A 17,845-nucleotide genomic window follows, 5' to 3' on the forward strand; every position below is an offset into this window, starting at 1 on the left:
GGGTCGGTGGTCCGGCCGGGGGTCCGGCCGGGGTGGTTCTCCACCCGATGGTCGGGCGCTCGTCATCCGATCGACACGTCGGACGGCCATCCTCGTGCCATGACAGCCAGCCTCTTCGTGACCGGGACGCCCGTGGTGTGGACCGGGCACGACCCGCGGGGGGCCGTGGCCTCCGGCTCCGACGTCGTGCACGCCGTCGCCCGGCCCGCGGTGGACGGGTTGGAGTCCTCGGTCTGCGGTGAGCTGGTCGCCGCCACGGCGGGCCGGGACTGGTCGGTCGCGGCCGGTGCGGTCCGCTGCGCGGAGTGCGCGCGGATCGCCGATCACACCGGCGGCCGCGGCGCCCGGGAGCCGTTGACAGCGGCGTGGAGCCGCCGGGCCAGCCGCTCGAGCGGGCTGAGCGGCTCGTCGCCCGTGGGCGCCGGCGGCAGCAGCACCCACAGCAGCAGGTAGAGGAGGACGCCGCTGCCCCCGATGAGGGTCAGGGCCACGAACCCCACCCGCCAGAGGACGGCGTCGACCCCGCTGTAGTCGGCCAGCCCGCCGCAGACGCCGCCGGCCATCCGGTCGGTCGCGCTGCGGCGCGCCTCGGGGCGGAGCGGCGGTGCGGTCGGCTGGTCGGTGGACGGCGCGGTCGGCTGGCCGGCGGGCGCGGAGAAGGGTGCATCGGTCATGGGACGAGCCTGTCGACGGCGCGGTCCCGGCACCATCCGGTGATCCCCGGATCCGCCCCGGATCCGCTGGTCAGGGTCCACCCCCGCTCCGCGGGAGCCGACACGCACCGGCGTGCGGACGTACCGTCGACGGGGTGAGCGTCCACACCGGTCAGGCCCTCCGCCTCGACGACCGCTTCGCCCGCGCCCTCCCTCGAGCTGGCCGTGCCGTGGCAGGCCGAGGAGGCCCCCGACCCGCGGCTGCTCGCGTTCAACGAGCCGCTGGCCGCCGAGCTCGGCCTCGACGCGGCCGCGCTGCGCACCCCCGAGGGGCTGCGGCTGCTCGTCGGCACCGCCGTCCCCGACGGCGCCCGGCCGGTCGCCCAGGCGTACTCGGGGCACCAATTCGGCGGCTACTCGCCCCGCCTCGGGGACGGCCGTGCGCTGCTGCTGGGCGAGCTGGTGGATGACGCGGGCACGGTGCGCGACCTGCACCTCAAGGGCTCGGGCCGCACCCCGTTCGCCCGCGGCGGCGACGGCCTGGCCGCCGTCGGCCCGATGCTGCGCGAGTACGTGGTCAGCGAGGCGATGCACGCGCTGGGCATCCCGACCACCCGCGCGCTCGCCGTCGTCGCCACCGGTCGGGCCGTCCGGCGCGAGACGGTGCTGCCGGGCGCCGTCCTGGCTCGGGTGGCGAGCAGCCACCTGCGGGTCGGCAGCTTCCAGTACGCCCGCGCCACCGACGACGTCGACCTGCTGCGCCGCCTGGCCGACGTCGCCATCGCCCGGCACCACCCCGCAGCGGCCGACGCAGCCAACCCCTACCTCGCGCTGTTCGAGGCGGTGCTGGCGGTGCAGGCATCGCTGGTGGCCCGCTGGATGCTCGTCGGGTTCGTGCACGGGGTGATGAACACCGACAACATGACGATCTCCGGCGAGACGATCGACTACGGCCCGTGCGCGTTCATGGAGGCCTACGACCCGGACACCTCCTTCAGCTCGATCGACGAGGGCGGCCGGTACCGCTACGGCTACCAGCCGCTGGCCGCCGAGTGGAACCTGGCGCGGCTGGCCGAGGCGCTGCTGCCGCTCATCGACGAGGACCCGGACCGGGCGGTCGCGCTGGCCGTCGAGTCGCTGAAGACGTTCCGGCCGCGGTACGACGCCGCCCTCGCCGATGGGATGCGGGCCAAGCTCGGCCTGCCCGCGGGGGCCGACGACGCCGTGGTGGCCGACCTCGTGACCGATCTGCTCGCCCTCCTCCAGGCCGGCCACGTCGACTGGACGTCGTTCTTCCGCCGGCTCGCCGACGCCGCCCGCGGCGACGCCGAGCCCGTGCGGCTGCTGGTCCTCGACCTGGCCGGGCTCGACGGTTGGCTCGAGCGCTGGCGGGCGCTCTCCCCGGACGGCGCGGCGATGGACCGGGTGAACCCGGTGTACATCCCCCGCAACCACCTCGTCGAGGAGGCGCTCGACGCCGCCACCGGCGGGGACCTCGCGCTGCTCGACGAGCTGCTCGACGTGCTGGGCTCACCCTTCGAGGAGCGCCCGGACCACGAGCGGTACGCCGAGCCCGCGCCCCGCGACTTCGGCGCCGCGTTCCGCACCTTCTGCGGCACCTGAGCCGACCGCGCCGCGGAATCGCGCGGCCCCCTGTCGACGGGAGCGGGGGCGAGGCAGACTGGCGCCCCGGGGACGACGGGCGCGTCGATCTGCCGATGGAAGAGGGGCCGACGCAGGTGCTGCGCTGCGGCACGCAGCCAGCACTCACACAGGAGGACGTCGATGGTGGGCGCGACCACCCTGACCGATGCCCGCCCCCCGGAGCCCCGAGCCGCCGCTCCGGCCGGTCCGGCCGGGAAGAGCCACCACCGGGCCGACATCCAGGGGCTGCGCGCCGTGGCCGTCGGCCTCGTCGTCGCAGCCCACGTCACGGGGTGGCCCGCGGGCGGCTTCGTCGGCGTCGACGTCTTCTTCGTCATCTCCGGCTTCCTCATCACCGGGCTGCTGGTGCGCGAGCGGGCGCGGACCGGGCGGATCTCCTTCCGCGGCTTCTACGCCCGGCGGGCGCGCCGGCTGCTGCCGGCCGCACTCACGACGCTGGCGGCCACCACGGCGGTGGCGTACGTCGTCTTCCTGCGGGGGCGCTTCGAGGAGACGGTCACCGACGTCGTCTGGGCGGCGCTGTTCGGCGCGAACATCAACTTCGCCCGCCAGGGCACCGACTACTTCGCGCTGACCGCGGCGCCCTCGACGGTGCAGCACTTCTGGTCGCTGGCGGTCGAGGAGCAGTTCTACCTCGTCTGGCCGGCGCTGGTCCTGCTCGCGTTCGCCGTCCCGCTGGCCGGTGCCGGCCGCCGTCGCGTCGTGCTGTGGGTGGTCCTCGGCGCGGTGACCGCGGCGTCGTTCGCCTGGTCGGTGCACGCGACGAGCGCGTCACCGACGACGGCCTACTTCTCCACCTTCACCCGGGCCTGGGAGCTCGGGCTGGGCGCGCTCGTCGCGGTCTCGGCGGCGCAGCTCTCCCGGCTGCCCGCCCCGCTGCGGGCGGCGCTGGCGTGGGCCGGGCTGGCCGTCGTGCTCGCCTCCGCGTTCGTCCTCGACGAGGGGACGCCGTTCCCGGGGACGGCGGCGGCGCTGCCCGTCGTCGGCACGGCCGCGCTGCTCGCCTGGGGCGCCGCTCCCGGCGGGCCGGGCGGCCGCTGGGCGCTGGGCAGCGCACCGGCCGGGTTCGTCGGCGCCATCTCCTACTCCCTCTACCTCTGGCACTGGCCGGTGGTGGTCGTCGCCGGGGTGCTCATGGCACCCGGCACGCCGCGCTTCTACGCGGCCGCGCTCGCCGTCTCCCTGGCGCTGGCCACGGTGTCCTACTACTGCATCGAGCAGCCGGTGCTGCACACGAACTGGCTGCTGCCGCACCGGCCGGTGGACCGCAGGCGGGCGCGCCCGGTGTTCCGCCGGGCCGGGCTGGTGGGTGTCGCCGCGGTCGTGGTCACGGCGGCCACCGCGGTGACCGTGGTTGTCCTGCCGCAGGGCGAGGCCGGGGCCGGGGAGGCCGAGGCCGCGCGGGCGGCGGCCGAGGCGGACGCCGCGGCCGCCGCCGGCGGGCTGCCCCCGCTCACCCCGCTCCAGCGCGACATCCAGGCCGCCACCTTCGCGACGGAGTGGCCCGCCGACCTCGACCCGAGCCTCGACGAGCTGCCCGGCTACCTCACGAAGCAGTGGGACGAGGGGTGCCTGCACATCAGCGAGGAGAACGTCGACACGTGCCGGTGGGGCGATGCCGACGCCACGCAGTCGATCGCCGTCCTCGGCGACTCCTTCGCCGCCGCGTGGGTGCCGGGGCTGCGCGAGGAGTTCGTCCCGGCGGGGTGGTCGGTGCAGAGCCTGACGTTCGGCCTGTGCCCCAACATCACCGCGCTCACCCTGTTCGAGGGCGAGCCGTTCGACGGCTGCGTCGAGCACCGCGAGTGGGCGCTGGAGCACATCCTGGAGAACCCGCCGACCGTCGTGGTGATGACCCACTCCTGGCGGGCCCAGCTGCAGCGCGGCGCGGACCGACCGTCGCTGTACACCGAGGGCCTCACGGAGATCGTGCGCCGGGTGCAGGCCTCGGGCGCCCGGGTGGTCGTCCTCGGCGCGCCCCCGGGCTCGGAGAGCCTGCAGACCTGCCCGACCAGCCTCAACGGGCCGCAGGACTGCCTCCGCGGTCCGGACCGAGACCTTCGCCCCGCAGATGGCGAGCGAGCGCGCGGTGGCCGCCGCGACCGGAGCGCGGGCGATCGACCCCGAGCCGTGGTTCTGCGTGGACGACCGTTGCCCCACGTTCGTGGGCAGCACGCCGGTGTACGGCGACGGTCAGCACCTGACCGCCGAGTACGCGCAGCGGATCGCCCCCGAGCTGGCGGCCGCGATCCTGCAGCCCTGACCGGCGCTCGCCGCGCGGGATCGGCCGCGAGTGGGCAGGCTCGCTGGGTGGACCGTTCCGAGGTGCTGATCGTCGGGGCCGGCAACGCCGGCATCTCCCTGGCCGCCAAGCTGCTGCGCGACGGGGTCCGCGGGGTGACGGTGGTGGCCGCCCAGCCGGTGCACCGCTACAAGCCGCTGCTCAACTACGTCGCGGGCGGCGAGGCGGAGATGGCCGACCTCGAGCTCCGCATGGCCGACGTCGTGCCCGAGGGCTGCACCTGGATCCGGGACACCGTCGAGGCGGTCGACCCGGCGGCGATGACCGTGCGGACCCGGTCGGGCCGGACGCTGTCGTGCGCCACGCTCGTGCTGTGCCCCGGCCTGGAGGAGGACTGGGCCGCCACGCCGGGGCTGCAGGCCGCCTACGCGGACGGGTGGGCGGCGTCCTCGTACGTCCCCGGCAGCACGCCGACGGTGTGGCCGCGGCTTCGGTCGCTGCGCAGCGGGACGGTCGTGTTCACCGTGCCGCCGGAGCCGGCGTCGTGCGCGCCGACGGCGCTCAAGCCGCTGTTCATGGCGTGCGACGCGTGGCGGCGGGCGGGGGTGCTGGGGAACCTTGACGTCCGCCTCGTCCTGCCCGGCGCGACCGCGACCGGTGTGCCGCGCGCCGACGAGGTGCTGGAGCGGGCGTTCGCCGACTTCGGCGTCGAGGTTCTGCGCGAGGCGCGGATCGAGACGGTGGACGCCGACGCGCACGCCGTGGTGGTCGGTTCGCGCAGCGGCCGGCACGTGCTGGGCGACGTCGCCTTCGCGCACGCGGTGCCGCACTACCGGGCGCCGTCGTGGATCGCCGACGCGGGGCTGGCCGGCCCGTCCGGGCAGGTGGACGTCGATCCGGAGACGCTGCGCTCGCGCCGGTCCGGCTCGATCTGGGCGATCGGCGACGCCGCCGACGTCGGGACCCGGCCCTCCGGTGGTGCGCTGCGCAAGCAGGTGGCGGTGCTGTCGCAGAACCTGGCCGCGGCCGCGCGCGGCCGGGAGCTCCAGCGCTACGACGGCTACACGGTCATGCCGATCACCGTCGCCCGGCGGACGCTGGTGCTCAACGAGGTGGACCGGGGCGGCCGGCCCAGCCCGTCGGTGCCCTTCCTCGACCCCTTCGTACCGCGGCGCTCCACCTGGTTCTTCGACCGCTACGTGCTGCCGCGGATCTACACCCGGCGGATCCTCCGCGGCCGGGTCTGAGCCCCGGCCCGTCGCGCGGGCTCCGGCGGGAGCGCCCGGCATACTGCCTCGCCGTGCCCGCCTCTCATCTCACCCGATCGGCGGGCCCTGCTCCTGCTGGCGGCGGCCGGTCTCGCCGCGGCCTGCGCGCCGTCGGTCGCTGCGCCGTCCGGTCCGACGCGCGCGCCCGCGCCCAGCAGCACCCCGCATGCCGCAGCCCCGACCTCCGCCCCGTCGGGTGCTCCTGGCGGGACCGCTGGGCCGACGCGGGAGGACGTGGTGGCGCGGTACGCGGGGGTGCGCCCCACTGCGTTCGGTCTCGACGTGCCGGGGGTGGTGAACCGGCTGCCGACGGCGGAGCGGGTGGTCGCGCTGACCTTCGACGCCTGCGGCGGGACGCACGGCAGCGGGTACGACGCCGCGCTGATCGCCGCGCTGCGGGCGGCCGGGGCGCCGGCGACGCTGTTCCTGAACCAGCGGTGGATCACCGCGCACCCCGACCTGGCGGCGGAGCTGGCCGCCGATCCGCTGTTCGAGCTGGCGAACCACGGGACGGCGCACCAGCCGCTGTCGGTGACCGGCGCCGCCGCCTACGGGATCGCGGGGACCACGGGCCCGGGCGCGGCCTTCGACGAGGTCGACGGCAACACGCGGACCCTGACCGAGCTGACCGGCGCGCCGCCCCGGTTCTTCCGCTCCGGGACGGCGCACTACGACGACGTCGCCGTCCGGATCGCCGGGGAGCTGGGTCAGACGGTGGTCAACTTCGACGTCAACGGCGACGCCGGCGCCACGTTCTCGGCCGCGCAGGTGACCGCCTCGCTGCGCTCCGCGGGCCCGGGCTCGATCGTCATCGGCCACCTGAACCAGCCCACCGGCGGCACCGCCGCCGGTGTCGCCGCCGCCCTCCCCCGCCTCACCGCCGATGGCTTCCGCTTCGTGCAGCTGTCGGAGCACCTGCCCTGACCCCCGGGTCAGGAACCCACTCGCCGACCGCGGCTGGACCGGCGGGCGGGCTCGGACCTCACGGGGTCAGGAGACGACGGCCCTGACGATGTCGGCTATCCGTTGCTCCGCCGCTTCATCCACGGTCTCGAAGTACCAGGCCGCGGGCATCAGGGACCCGTCCGAGCCGCCGGCGGGCCGGAAGTCGGCCTTCTCGGTGAGCGCGAGATTTATGCGGTCGTCGCTGCGCAGGGTCACCAGTGCCGGCGTACCCGCCGAGAGGGCGTAGGCCGGCATCCCGTACCAGATCCGCGGCTTCAGGGCCGGAGCGCTGGTCATGATTACGTCGTGCACCCGCTGCATCAGCGACCGCCGCGGCTCGTCCAGCTTCGCGATGGTGTCGATCACCTGAGCGAGGTTCTTCTCGTCCTTCGACGACATGCTTGGTCCTCTCGTCGGCCGACGCCGAGCATCACCGTGAAGTCGGCGTATCGGTACGCCGCACCCCCACCGGACGTGCCCCGACCTGGTCGGGCCTCTCCGAGAAGATTCAGGCGAGTGGTCGCCTGGAAGTGCTGTCGGTGGCGCGAGCCACCGATCCGCAGCATAGCGGCGACCGCCGGCAACGGTGGCTGCGCAGCACCTCGGCGACCCGGCTCCCGATCGCGGCCGTCGAGAGCTCCGTGCCGGCCGGACCCCGGGCGGGGGTCAGCTCGCCGCCACGAGCACGGGAACCCCCGGTCCGTCGAGGTCGGCCAGCGCCACCCGCCGCCCGGAGACGGCCAGGAGCAGCGAGAGCGCGGGGCCACTGACCTCCGAGCCGTCGCCGATCGACACGTCCGCGTCGGGTGCCGTGAGCCGGACGCGCCCCACGAGCTCCTTGGCTCCGCCGAAGGACGCCGGGGTGCGCGCCTGCAGGCGGAGCGCCCGGACGACGGCTTCCTCCGGGTAGGAGCGGGTGAGGCCCAGCGGACGACGGATGTCCTCCCCGTGGACGACCTCTTCGACGAGCCGGCTGTCCAGCGGCGCCGGAGGGGTCGACCTCCGCGACGCCACTCGTCGGAGCCGCGCGAGCGTCTCCTGCGGCGAGGCACCGCGATGGCGCAGCACGCCGCGGGCGTTCTGGCGGTCGAAGTCGAAGCCCGCGCGCGCGAGGCCGACCACGAAGCCGATCTTGGTCGTGCCGGCCGAGTCGACGAGGTGCGCGACCACGTCGTGCACGGTCCAGCCCCCGCAGAGCGACGGCTCCTCCCACCGCGCGGCGTCGAGGTCCTCGAGGTCGTCGATCAGCGCCGCCCGTTCCGCGTGCACCATCGACCAGACGTCTCCCACGCGCTTCTCCCGTCGTCCGTCAGGCGTCGCGCATGGGACCCGCGGTGCCACCGGAACTCATCGGCACGTCCCGCAGGCCCCTCAGACGTTGAAGCGGAACTCCACGACGTCGCCGTCGGCCATGACGTACTCCTTGCCCTCCATGCGGACCCAGCCCTTGGACTTGGCCTCGGCCATGGAGCCGGCCTCGACCAGCTGGTCGAAGGAGACGATCTCGGCCTTGATGAAGCCGCGCTGGAAGTCGGTGTGGATGACGCCCGCGGCCTGCGGGGCGGTGGCGCCGACCGGGATGGTCCAGGCGCGCGCCTCCTTGGGGCCGGCGGTCAGGTAGGTCTGCAGCCCGAGGGTGCGGAAGCCGACCTTCGCCAGCTGGTCCAGGCCCGGCTCGCTCTGACCGATCGACTCGAGCAGCTCGGCGGCCTCGTCGGCCGGCAGCTCGATCAGCTCGGACTCGGTCTGCGCGTCCAGGAAGATCGCCTCGGCGGGCGCCACCAGCGCGCGCAGCTCGTCCAGCTGCTCGGCGTTGCCCAGCTCGTCGGCGTCGACGTTGAACACGTACAGGAACGGCTTGGTCGTGAGCAGGCTCAGCTCGCGCAGCGGCTCGGGGTCGACGCCGGCGGCGAAGAGGGTCCGGCCCTCGTTCAGCACGGCCTGGGCGGCGACGGCGGCGTCGTGCAGGACCTTGCGGTCCTTGTCCTTGCGCGACTCCTTCTCCAGCCGCGGGATCGCCTTCTCCAGCGTCTGCATGTCGGCCAGCACGAGCTCGGTGTTGATCGTCTCGATGTCGTCGGCCGGGTCGACCTTGCCCTCGACGTGCACGACGTCGGGGTCGGTGAACACGCGGATGACCTGGCAGATCGCGTCGCTCTCGCGGATGTTCGCCAGGAACTTGTTGCCCAGGCCGGCACCCTCGCTGGCGCCGCGCACGATGCCGGCGATGTCCACGAACGACACCGTCGCCGGGATGATCTTCTGCGACCCGAAGATCTCCGCGAGCTTGTCCAGCCGCGGGTCGGGCACGCCCACCACGCCGACGTTGGGCTCGATCGTCGCGAACGGGTAGTTCGCCGCGAGCACGTCGTTCTTGGTCAGGGCGTTGAAGAGGGTCGACTTGCCGACGTTGGGCAGGCCGACGATCCCGATGGTGAGGCTCACGGGGGTCCAGGTTACGTGCCGGGCGCCGGTGCTCCGGACGACGACGTCCCCGCCGGCCCGACCCCTCCGGGGCAGCCGCCCTCCAGTTCGTGCCCCGATCGGCCGACGACTTCCGTGACGCAGCCGAGAGGAACCCACCGTGGGCACGAAGCGCACCGATGCCGAGCAGCAGATCGCCGAACTGCTCCGGACGGCGAAGAAGTCACTGCGCCTGTCCGTGGCGTTCCTGTCCCGGCTGGACGGCACCACCCAGCACCTGGAGGTCGTGGAGTCCTCGGTGCCCTTCCTCTTCCAGGAGGGCGTCACGCAGATGCAGGAGACCACGCTCTGCCAGGCGATCCTCGACAAGGAACTGCCGGCGGTGATCCCGGACCTGAAGCACTTCCCGGCGGCGATGCGGCTGCCGGCGGCCCGCATGCCGCGGATCCGCAGCTACGTCTCGGTGCCGGTGACGCTCTCCGACGGGACGCTGTACGGGACGTTCTGCGCCGCGGGGCTCACCTCCGACCGGGACCTCACCCAGCGCGACAAGGCGCTGATGGACGTCCTCGCCTCGGCCGCCTCGGTGATCATCGAGCCGCAGGTCAAGGAGGCGGAGCGGCGCAACGGCATCGAGCAGCGGCTCGACCCGATCACCGCCGGCGGCGGCCCCGGTCGTCGCGCTGCAGCCGATCGTCGACCTCGCGACCGGCCTGCGCGTCGGGTCCGAGGCGCTGAGCCGCTTCCCCGCCGAGTGGGAGCAGACCCCGGACGTCGTCTTCGCGGAGGCGCACAGCGTCGGCCGCGGCGACCAACTGGAGCTCCTGGCCCTGGCGCGTGCGGCCGACCTGCTCGACCGGGTCGACGGGTACGTCGCCATGAACGTCTCCCCCGGCACGCTGCTGACGCCGGAGTGCGCCGCGCTGCTCTCCCGCCTCCCCGCCGACCGCGTGCTGCTCGAGCTCTCCGAGCACGACCCGGTGGACGACTACGACCAGCTCCTGGCGGCCCTCGCGCCGTTCCGCGCGGCCGGGCTGCGGCTGGCCATCGACGACGTCGGCGCCGGCTTCTCCTCGCTTCGCCACATCGTCGTCACCTCGCCGGACGTCATCAAGATCGACCGCAGCCTGGTCACCGCCGTGGACAGCGACTCGGTGCGCAGCATCCTCATCCGCGTCGCTGGTCGACTTCGCCCGCGGGCTCGGGGCCCGCGTCGTGGCCGAGGGCATCGAGACCCCGGAGGAGGCGGCCACGCTCCGGGCGCTCGACGTCGACTACGGGCAGGGGTGGCACTTCGGCCGCCCGGCAGTGCCCCCGCCGCACCCCGCGCACGCCGCCGAGCCGGCCCTGCCGGGCGGCATACCGGTGCCACGGCAGGGTCGGCTCGCTGTCGAACTCGGGTAGCCGGGTCACGTCCCGGCGGGAGGTCAGGCGGAGATGAGGAACGGTTCGCCGAGGAGGATCTCGGTGCCGTCGGGGCGATAGGTGCGCCATCGGCCGTCGGGTTGGCGTTCTATCCGGAAGCCGTGGTGGACCTTGGTGTGGTGGCGTTCGCAGAGCAGCCCTGAGTTGTGCAGCGAGGTGTCGCCGCCGTCGATCCAGTGCACGAGGTGGTGCACGTCGCACCAGTAACTGGGCGCATCGCAGCCGGCGAAGACGCAGTGCTGGTCGCGCACCTCGACCGCCCTGCGGAGGTGCGGGGGCACCAGCCGCTGGGTGCGGCCCAGATCCAGTGGCTGGCCTTCGGGGCCGATGACGATGCGGGTGACGGTGCCGTCGCAGGCCAGCCAGCGGGCCTTCGCCGCGGAGATCAGCCCACCGAACCCGGTCCGCGCGGCACCGGCGCCCGCCCCGGCCGCTGAGCTGGTGTCCATCAGGTCTTCGTGGTCGATCAGCACCCCGATGTGCGGCTTGTGCCCGCGCAGCACCGGCAGGCTGCCGGAGGCCAGCGCGTTGTCGCACAGCTGCACCAGCGCATCCCCGGCCTGCTGGGCGCGGGTGCGGGTGTCCCCCGCGGGGCGGGAGGCCTGCAGGATCGATTCGATCGCGGCCTGGAACTTCTCTCCACCGACCGCGTCGAGCGTGCCGGAGAAGGACAGGGTGCCGTCGGTGTGCTTGGCGAAGGTCAGGGACCGCTGCTCGGTGGGATCGGGTTCGGCACCGTCGGGGTCCAGCCGGGCGAGGTAATGCCCGACCGCCTGCCGCAGCTCCGCGTGCGAAGCAGTCACCGCGACCTGGGTGAGCAGCCGGTCGATCTCGGCCACGTCCACGCCCTGGGCCTCGGCGCGGGCCAGGTTCACGTCGGACACGACCGGCGCGATCACCGACACTGCCTCCGCCGGCACGAGACCCGCCGCGGCCGCGGCCGCGAGCGCCGGCAGCCGCTCCGACGCCCGCCCGTTGCGCACCAGCTGGCTCGCCGCCCCGGCCGGCAGCCGGTGGTGCCCGCGCAGCCAGGAGGCCATCGTCGCCTTGCCGTCGTGCTCGGGCGCCTGGGTCAGCTCACCCTCGCGCACCGTGCGGGCCACCTCGGCGTCCAGCCGGTTGCGGGCCTGCACCAGCACCCCGGTCCGCTCGATCACCGCCGGCCCGAAGGAGGACTTCAGGTCCTGGTCGGCCAGGGCCGCCAGGGCACCGGTGAGGCACTCCAACGGTGACTGACAACTACTCGAACACATGTACGAATTGTACCGGTAGCAGCAACGCACCACCAGATGAATCCCCAGGTCAGCGACCTGTCCACAGATCGCCGACCGCCCTTGACAGGAGCCCGATGAGCTCCCCCAAGAAGGCGGATCAGCTCCCCGGAGACGGCAGCAGACCTCGCTCCACCGCCACCAGCACCGCGCGGGTCCGGTCGTCCACGCCGAGCTTCGCGAACACCCGCAGCAGGTGCGTCTTCACCGTCGCCTCGCCGATGAACAGCTGCCGCCCGATCTCCGCGTTGGTCAGCCCGCGGGCCACCCCGGCGAGCACCTCCAGCTCCCGCGCGGTGGGTGCGTCCACGGCCGGAGCGCGCATCCGCGACACCAGCCGCGCCGCCACCGGCGGCGCGAGCACCGTCTCCCCGCGGGCGGCCGCGCGGACGGCGTCGGCCAGCTGCGGCAGCGGGGTGTCCTTGAGCAGGTAACCGGTCGCGCCCGCCTCGACGGCCCGCACGATGTCGGCGTCCGTGTCGTACGTCGTCAGCACCAGCACCCGCACGCCCGGGTGGTCGGTGGCGAGCCGGCCGGTCGCGGTGGCCCCGTCCATGCGGGGCATCCGCAGGTCCATCAGGACGACGTCCGGTGTCAGGGCAGCCACCATCGCCAGCGCCTCGAGCCCGTCGCCCGCCTCGCCGACGACGTCGATGTCCGGTTGCGCCGCCAGCCAGCCGACCACGCCACCGCGCACCACCGGGTGGTCGTCCACGACCAGCACCCTGATGGCGCTCACCGGACCGGCACCCGCACCGTCACGCGGGTCCCCTCCCCCGGCGCCGAGCGGACGTCGACGGCGCCGCCGACCTCCTCCGCGCGGTCCCGCAGCCCGGCCAGCCCCACGCCGGCGGAGACGGCCGGGTCGAAGCCCACCCCGTCGTCCTCCACGTGCACCGACACGTGCGCTTCGTCCCCCGCGCCGATCCGGCTCACCCGCAGCACCACGGCGCTGGCCGACGCGTGCCGGCGCACGTTGGCCAGCGCCTCCTGCGCGCCGCGCAGCAGCACGATCTCCTCGGCGCGGCTCAGCACCGGCCCGCTCCCGCCGAGCGCCGCGGTGTCGAGCCGGGTGGCGAGGCCGGTCTCCCGGCCGAAGCGGTCGGTCAGCCGCTGCAACGCTTCGACCAGCGTGGCCGAGTCCAGCGCGACCGGCGCGAACGCGGCGACCATCGCGCGGGCCTCGGCGAGGTTCTCGCGGGCCACGTCCTCGATCACCGCCAGCCGCTCGGCGGCCGCGGGAGGATCGTCCGGCAGCGCGGCCGCCGCCGTCTGCGCCAGCACGACGATGCTCGTGTAGCCCTGCGCGAGGGTGTCGTGCACCTCCCGCGCCAGCCGCTCCCGCTCGGCGACCATGCCCTGCTGGTGGTGCAGCGCGGCGAGCTCGGCGCGGGTCGACTCCAGCTCCCGGATGAGGGACGCCCGCTGGTCGCTCTGCTCCAGCACGCGGTGCACCCAGATCCCCATGGCCAGGCTGAACGCCAGCCCGATCAGGGTGGAGCCCGGTCCGGCCAGCGGCTCCTCGCCCCGGGTCCAGTCGACGAGCGGGCCGGCCGTCGCCGCGGCGGCCAGCGCGAAGGTCCACGGCACCCCGTCGCGCCCCCGCTCGGCGAGGAACCACACCTGCGAGTACGCGACGAACAGCAGGAACAGCACCGAGGGCTCGTGCCAGGCGATCACCGCGACCGCGGCGACCATGACCGTCAGGTAGCCGACCCGCCGGCGAGGGTCGCGGGAGACGAGCGCGGGCCCACCCAGGAGGACGTAGGCCAGCGCCCAGGCTACGAGCGCCAGGACCGCGGCGGCCCGGGATCCCTCGACGTCCCCCACGAGGACGTCGACCACCGCTAGCGCCATCCCGACGGCGAAGGCGACGTGCAGGACGACCACGGTCAGGCGCCAGCCCCGCTCGGACAGCGGCGGTCCGCCGGGCTCCCCTGCCGCGGGGGGCCCGGCGGACCGCATCCAGGGCGAGGTCATCCCTCGCCCCGCCGCCAGCGGAACGTGCGCACGCAGACCACGACGCCGATGATCACCCATGCGCCCAGCACCAGGGCGGTCCTGCCGTGCTCCCACGACCCGGCGACCTCCCCGGCCGCGGCCTGGTCGGGCAGGAGCACAGACCGCATGCCCTGCGTCAGCCACTTCAGCGGGAAGACCGCGGCCACCTGCTGCATCCACGGCGGCAGCTCGGCGAAGACGAAGAAGACGCCGGAGAAGAACTGCAGGACGACGGAGAAGCCGGTGATCCCCGCGGACGCCGCCCGGGCGCTGCCGACGAACGGTGAGACCGCGATGCCGAGCACCGTGCCCGCGAGGACGCCGAGCAGGGCGACCCAGCCGAAGGTCAGCCAGCGCCCCGCGTCGGCCGGCAAGGGGACGTCGTAGGCCAGCCGCGCGACGGTCAGCAGCAGGGCGAGCTGCACCGCCGTCGTGAGCACGACCTGCCCGGCCTTGCCGATCACGTAGGCCGCGGGCGGCGCGCCGAGCAGCTGCAGCCGAGCGAGGTCGCCGCGCTCGCGCTCCTCGGCGATCGCGATGCCGACCGCCTGGAAGCTGGTCAGCATGATCCCGGTGGCCGCGATGCCGGCGAGGAAGTAGTCCTCGAACCGGACGTCGGGGCCGGTCGTCTCGCCGCCGAAGACCGAGCCGAAGATCAGCAGCATGATCACGGGATAGGCGAAGGAGAACACCACCTGCCCGGGGTCGCGGAGGTAGAGCCGCAGCTCCAGCCCGATCCGGGCCAGCCCGATCGGCAGCGCGCCGGGCGGCTTCGGCCGGGTGTCGGCGCGGACGTCGGCGGGTGGAGTGGTGAGCGTCATCGGAGGACTCCTTCGGGAGCGGGCTCGGCAGGAGCAGCCCCGACCAGCTGCAGGTAGACCTCTTCCAGGGTGGGCCGGGTGACGGTCAGGTCGGGCAGCGCGACCCGCGGCCCGGTGGTGAGCAGGTCGCGCAGCACGACGTCGGGCTCGGTGGTGACGACGGAACGGACGCCGCTGCCCTCCCGCCAGCGCACCGTCGCGCGACGGCGCAGCTCCCCGCCCATCTGCTCCGGCGGCGCGACGTCGGCGAGCCGGCCGGCGTCGATTACGCCCACCCGGTCGGCCAGGTGCGCGGCCTCGTCGAGGTAGTGGGTGGTCAGCAGGATCGTCGTGCCGCCCTCCCGCAGGCGCTGGAGCACCGCCCAGAACTGCCGCCGGGCGACCGGGTCGAGGCCGGTCGTCGGCTCGTCGAGGAAGAGCAGCTCCGGCCGGCCCTGCATGCTCAGGGCCACCTCCAGCCGGCGGCGCTGCCCGCCGGAGAGCCGCGCCGCCCGCGTGCCGGCCGCCTCGGTGAGGCCGACGGCGGCGATCAGCTCGTCGGCGCCCGCCGACCGGGAGTGGTAGACGGCGAAGTGGTCCAGCGTCTCCCGGACGGTCAGGGCGTTGCCGTCGCCGGTGGCCTGCCCCACCACCCCGATCCGGGCCCGCCAGGTCCGGTCGCCGGCGGCCGGGTCCACGCCCAGCACGCGGACCTCGCCGCCGTCGCGGCGGCGCAACCCCTCCAGGATCTCCACGGTCGTCGTCTTGCCGGCACCGTTCGGGCCCAGCAGCGCGAACACCTCGCCCGGGTGGACGTCGAGGTCGAGCCCGTCCACCACCGCCCGGTCGCCGTAGCGCTTGACCAGGCCGCGCACCCGCACGGCCGGTCCGTCCGCGCGCAGCCCGTGCGGCGAGGTCCCTGTCGTCGTCATGCACCGAGCCTGCCGACGACGGCGGCCGGCCCGGGACCGCCGAAGCGCTGGTCCCCCGTCCACCGACCGGTGGACGGGGCCCGCCGGCCGGCGGCGACGGCGGTGTCCGAAACCCGCCGGTCCTCCCCGTCGGCGGCTGTCATGCTCGAACCGTGACCACACCGACCGACCACGAGCACCGCTACCGCGCGGTGGCCGGCCGCGACGCGCGGTTCGACGGCTGGTTCGTCACGGCGGTGCGCACGACCGGCATCTACTGCCGCCCGTCCTGCCCGGCCCGCACCCCGAAGTCCTCGAACGTCTCGTTCTTCAGCACCGCGGCCGGCGCGCAGGCGGCCGGCTACCGCGCCTGCCGCCGCTGCCGGCCCGACGCGGTGCCCGGCTCCCCCGAGTGGGACGTGCGCGCCGACGTCGTCGCCCGGGCGATGCGGCTGATCGCCGACGGCGAGGTGGAGCGCTCCGGCGTGCCCGGCGTCGCCCGGCGGCTGGGGTACTCGGAGCGCCAGCTGCACCGGCTCGTCGTCGGCGAGCTCGGCGTCGGCCCCCTCGCCCTGGCGCGGGCCCAGCGCGCGCAGACCGCCCGGCTGCTCATCGAGACCACCGACCTGCCGATGGCCGACGTCGCCTTCGCCGCCGGGTTCGCCAGCATCCGCCAGTTCAACGACACGGTCCGCGAGGTCTTCGCGAGCACCCCCACCGAGCTGCGCCGCCGCCCCGCCACCGCGCCGGGCGGCACCCCCGGGTGGCTGACCCTGCGGCTGGCCGCCCGCGCGCCCTACGACGCCGCCGAGGTGCTGCTCTTCCTGGGCGCGCACGCCGTCCCCGGGCTGGAGGAGTGGGACGGCGTCACCTTCTCCCGCGTGCTGGACCTCCCGCACGGGCCGGGCGTCGTCCGCCTCTCCCCCGCTCCCGACGGCGGAGCCGCGGTGGTCGCCCGGCTGCAGGTCGCCCAGCTGCGCGATCTCGGCACCGCGGTCAGCCGGTGCCGGCGGATGCTCGACCTGGACGCCGACCCGGTCGCCGTCGACGCCGTCCTCGGTGCCGATCCCGCGCTGGCCGGCCTGGTCGCCGGCGCCCCCGGCCGCCGGGTGCCCGGTTCGCCGGACGGGCCCGAGCTCGCCGTCCGCGCGGTGCTCGGGCAGCAGGTCTCGGTGGCCGGTGCGCGCACCCTCACCGCGCGGCTGCTGGCCGCGGCCGGCGCCCCGCTGCCGGCGCCGGTGGGCACGCTGACCCACGCCTTCCCCCGCCCCGAGGCACTGGCCGCGGCCGACCTGGGCGCGGTCGGGCTGACCGGCGCGCGCCGCGCCACGGTGCACGCGCTGGCCGCCGCCCTCGTCGGCGGCGACGTGGCGCTGGACCCGGGCGCCGACCGCGACGCGGCGGCGCGGGCGCTGCTCGCGGTCCGCGGCATCGGGCCCTGGACGGCGGCGCTGGTCGCCCTCCGCGGCCTGGCCGATCCCGACGTGTGGCTGCCCGGTGACCTGGCGTTGCGACGCTCGCTGGCCACCCTCGGCAGCACCGACATCGAGGCCGCAGGACGCTGGCGCCCGTGGCGTTCCTACGCGGTGATGCACCTGTGGGCGCTGGCCGCGCCGTCCTTCTTCACCCGCCCGGCCGCCGCGGCGGTCCCCCCGGAAAGGAGCGCCTCATGACTGCTCGTGCCGCGCGCTACGCGACCGTGCCCACGCCTCCCGGGCCGTTCACCGTCGTGGTCGCCGACGGGCCGGGCGACGACGACGTCGTCCTGGCCAGCGGCTGGACCGACGACGTCGCCGAGCTGCTCCCGGTGGTGCACCGCTCGCTGCGGCCCACCTGGGTCGAGCGCGCCGACGACCTGCCCGTGCTGGAGGCCGTCGAGGCGTTCTTCGCCGGCGACGTGGCCGCGATCGACGACGTGCCGGTCCGGCAGCGCTCGGGCCCCTTCCTCGAGGACGCCTGGACCGTGCTGCGCAGCGTCCCCCCGGGCGAGCCGGACACCTACACCTCCTTCGCCGCCCGGTGCGGACGGCCGACGGCCGTGCGCGCCGCGGCCAGCGCGTGCGCCCGCAACGCCGCCGCGTTGTTCGTCCCGTGCCACCGCGTGCTCGCCTCCAGCGGCGGCCTGGGCGGCTTCCGCTGGGGGACGGCGGTGAAGCGCGAGCTGCTCGACCACGAGGCGCGCCACGCGCCGCTCGCCGTCGCCTAGCCGGTTCTGTCGGACCCGTCGGGCAGCCTCGGGG

At 75.1% G+C, this 17,845-nt stretch carries 15 protein-coding genes and 3 pseudogenes; 9 read left to right on the forward strand and 9 right to left on the reverse strand.

Translation table 11 applies throughout. The features are described 5' to 3' along the window. Positions 1 to 323 precede the first annotated feature (323 nt). Positions 324 to 674 (reverse strand): PspC domain-containing protein, encoded by a 351-nt coding sequence (locus JKP76_RS01105; RefSeq protein ID WP_200489214.1) that lies wholly within the window; start codon positions 672 to 674, stop codon positions 324 to 326. Between the two features lie 204 nt (positions 675 to 878). On the opposite strand from JKP76_RS01105, the gene JKP76_RS01110 reads away from it, so the two are divergent. The 4 genes and pseudogenes from JKP76_RS01110 to JKP76_RS01120 all read left to right on the forward strand — a co-directional run bounded on the left by JKP76_RS01110 (position 879) and on the right by JKP76_RS01120 (position 6,752). Beyond that, entirely contained in the window at positions 879 to 2,276 is a 1,398-nt protein-coding gene (locus JKP76_RS01110) for a protein adenylyltransferase SelO family protein (protein WP_309232790.1), read from the forward strand. Positions 2,277 to 2,438: 162 nt separating this feature from the next. Continuing rightward, positions 2,439 to 4,581: pseudogene (locus JKP76_RS23730) on the forward strand (acyltransferase family protein). A 47-nt stretch (positions 4,582 to 4,628) separates the two neighbouring features. Then, on the forward strand, positions 4,629 to 5,807 hold the full coding sequence (locus JKP76_RS23735) for an FAD-dependent oxidoreductase (RefSeq protein WP_200492758.1): 1,179 nt from the start codon (positions 4,629 to 4,631) through the stop codon (positions 5,805 to 5,807). A 258-nt stretch (positions 5,808 to 6,065) separates the two neighbouring features. Beyond that, positions 6,066 to 6,752 (forward strand): polysaccharide deacetylase family protein, encoded by a 687-nt coding sequence (locus JKP76_RS01120; RefSeq protein ID WP_200489216.1) that lies wholly within the window; start codon positions 6,066 to 6,068, stop codon positions 6,750 to 6,752. 66 nt (positions 6,753 to 6,818) lie between these two features. Here the strand turns inward: JKP76_RS01120 and JKP76_RS01125 are convergent, their stop codons facing one another. From JKP76_RS01125 to ychF, 3 genes are all read right to left on the reverse strand, one after another. Beyond that, a complete protein-coding gene (locus JKP76_RS01125; RefSeq protein WP_200489217.1) occupies positions 6,819 to 7,172 on the reverse strand; it encodes a DUF1801 domain-containing protein in 354 nt (117 codons plus the stop codon). Positions 7,173 to 7,439: 267 nt separating this feature from the next. Then, positions 7,440 to 8,063, reverse strand: a complete 624-nt coding sequence (locus JKP76_RS01130) for a maleylpyruvate isomerase family mycothiol-dependent enzyme (protein WP_200489218.1) — start codon at positions 8,061 to 8,063, stop codon at positions 7,440 to 7,442. An 81-nt stretch (positions 8,064 to 8,144) separates the two neighbouring features. Beyond that, positions 8,145 to 9,218 (reverse strand): redox-regulated ATPase YchF, encoded by a 1,074-nt coding sequence (ychF, locus tag JKP76_RS01135; protein WP_200489219.1) that lies wholly within the window; start codon positions 9,216 to 9,218, stop codon positions 8,145 to 8,147. Positions 9,219 to 9,435: 217 nt separating this feature from the next. On the opposite strand from ychF, the pseudogene JKP76_RS19905 reads away from it, so the two are divergent. The 3 genes and pseudogenes from JKP76_RS19905 to JKP76_RS21955 form a co-directional block, all read left to right on the forward strand. After that, positions 9,436 to 9,735, forward strand: a pseudogene (locus JKP76_RS19905) (GAF domain-containing protein); the annotation flags it as partial. 196 nt (positions 9,736 to 9,931) lie between these two features. After that, a pseudogene (locus tag JKP76_RS21950) lies at positions 9,932 to 10,297 on the forward strand (EAL domain-containing protein); the annotation flags it as partial. A 115-nt stretch (positions 10,298 to 10,412) separates the two neighbouring features. Then, entirely contained in the window at positions 10,413 to 10,601 is a 189-nt protein-coding gene (locus tag JKP76_RS21955; protein WP_309232791.1) for an EAL domain-containing protein, read from the forward strand. A gap of 23 nt (positions 10,602 to 10,624) precedes the next feature. Here JKP76_RS21955 and JKP76_RS01145 read toward each other — a convergent pair whose 3' ends face one another. The 5 genes from JKP76_RS01145 to JKP76_RS01165 all read right to left on the reverse strand — a co-directional run bounded on the left by JKP76_RS01145 (position 10,625) and on the right by JKP76_RS01165 (position 15,626). Then, on the reverse strand, positions 10,625 to 11,848 hold the full coding sequence (locus tag JKP76_RS01145) for an HNH endonuclease signature motif containing protein (protein WP_242471139.1): 1,224 nt from the start codon (positions 11,846 to 11,848) through the stop codon (positions 10,625 to 10,627). 145 nt (positions 11,849 to 11,993) lie between these two features. Continuing rightward, positions 11,994 to 12,632: a response regulator transcription factor gene (locus JKP76_RS01150; RefSeq protein WP_309229470.1), complete on the reverse strand. Its 639-nt coding sequence runs from the start codon at positions 12,630 to 12,632 to the stop codon at positions 11,994 to 11,996. Next, positions 12,629 to 13,873 carry a sensor histidine kinase gene (locus tag JKP76_RS01155; protein ID WP_200489221.1) on the reverse strand — a complete coding sequence of 415 codons (1,245 nt, stop codon included), beginning with the start codon at positions 13,871 to 13,873 and terminating at the stop codon, positions 12,629 to 12,631. The genes JKP76_RS01150 and JKP76_RS01155 overlap by 4 nt, the downstream gene beginning before the upstream one ends. Further along, the gene (locus tag JKP76_RS01160; protein WP_200489222.1) at positions 13,870 to 14,715 is read right to left on the reverse strand and encodes an ABC transporter permease; all 846 of its coding nucleotides are present in this window, start codon (positions 14,713 to 14,715) and stop codon (positions 13,870 to 13,872) included. The genes JKP76_RS01155 and JKP76_RS01160 overlap by 4 nt, the downstream gene beginning before the upstream one ends. After that, positions 14,712 to 15,626 (reverse strand): ABC transporter ATP-binding protein, encoded by a 915-nt coding sequence (locus JKP76_RS01165; RefSeq protein WP_200489223.1) that lies wholly within the window; start codon positions 15,624 to 15,626, stop codon positions 14,712 to 14,714. The genes JKP76_RS01160 and JKP76_RS01165 overlap by 4 nt, the downstream gene beginning before the upstream one ends. Before the next feature lie 152 nt (positions 15,627 to 15,778). Here JKP76_RS01165 and JKP76_RS01170 point away from each other — a divergent pair, with 152 nt between their 5' ends. Both JKP76_RS01170 and JKP76_RS01175 read left to right on the forward strand, forming a co-directional pair. Further along, positions 15,779 to 17,278: an AlkA N-terminal domain-containing protein gene (locus JKP76_RS01170; RefSeq protein ID WP_200489224.1), complete on the forward strand. Its 1,500-nt coding sequence runs from the start codon at positions 15,779 to 15,781 to the stop codon at positions 17,276 to 17,278. Further along, positions 17,275 to 17,811 (forward strand): methylated-DNA--[protein]-cysteine S-methyltransferase, encoded by a 537-nt coding sequence (locus JKP76_RS01175; protein WP_200489225.1) that lies wholly within the window; start codon positions 17,275 to 17,277, stop codon positions 17,809 to 17,811. Before JKP76_RS01170 ends, JKP76_RS01175 begins: the two co-directional genes overlap by 4 nt. Positions 17,812 to 17,845: the final 34 nt, after the last annotated feature.

It is taken from the genome of Blastococcus sp. TML/C7B (genome assembly GCF_016612845.1).
Classification (GTDB): domain Bacteria; phylum Actinomycetota; class Actinomycetes; order Mycobacteriales; family Geodermatophilaceae; genus Blastococcus.

Bases quoted from the DNA above. Each gene is read 5' to 3' on its own strand.
- JKP76_RS01105 (WP_200489214.1), bottom strand. From the start codon at position 674: ATGACCGATGCACCCTTCTCCGCGCCCGCCGGCCAGCCGACCGCGCCG.
- JKP76_RS01125 (WP_200489217.1), bottom strand. From the start codon at position 7,172: ATGTCGTCGAAGGACGAGAAGAACCTCGCTCAGGTGATCGACACCATC.
- JKP76_RS01155 (WP_200489221.1), bottom strand. From the start codon at position 13,873: ATGACCTCGCCCTGGATGCGGTCCGCCGGGCCCCCCGCGGCAGGGGAG.
- JKP76_RS01160 (WP_200489222.1), bottom strand. From the start codon at position 14,715: ATGACGCTCACCACTCCACCCGCCGACGTCCGCGCCGACACCCGGCCG.
- JKP76_RS01165 (WP_200489223.1), bottom strand. From the start codon at position 15,626: ATGACGACGACAGGGACCTCGCCGCACGGGCTGCGCGCGGACGGACCG.
- JKP76_RS01175 (WP_200489225.1), top strand. From the start codon at position 17,275: ATGACTGCTCGTGCCGCGCGCTACGCGACCGTGCCCACGCCTCCCGGG.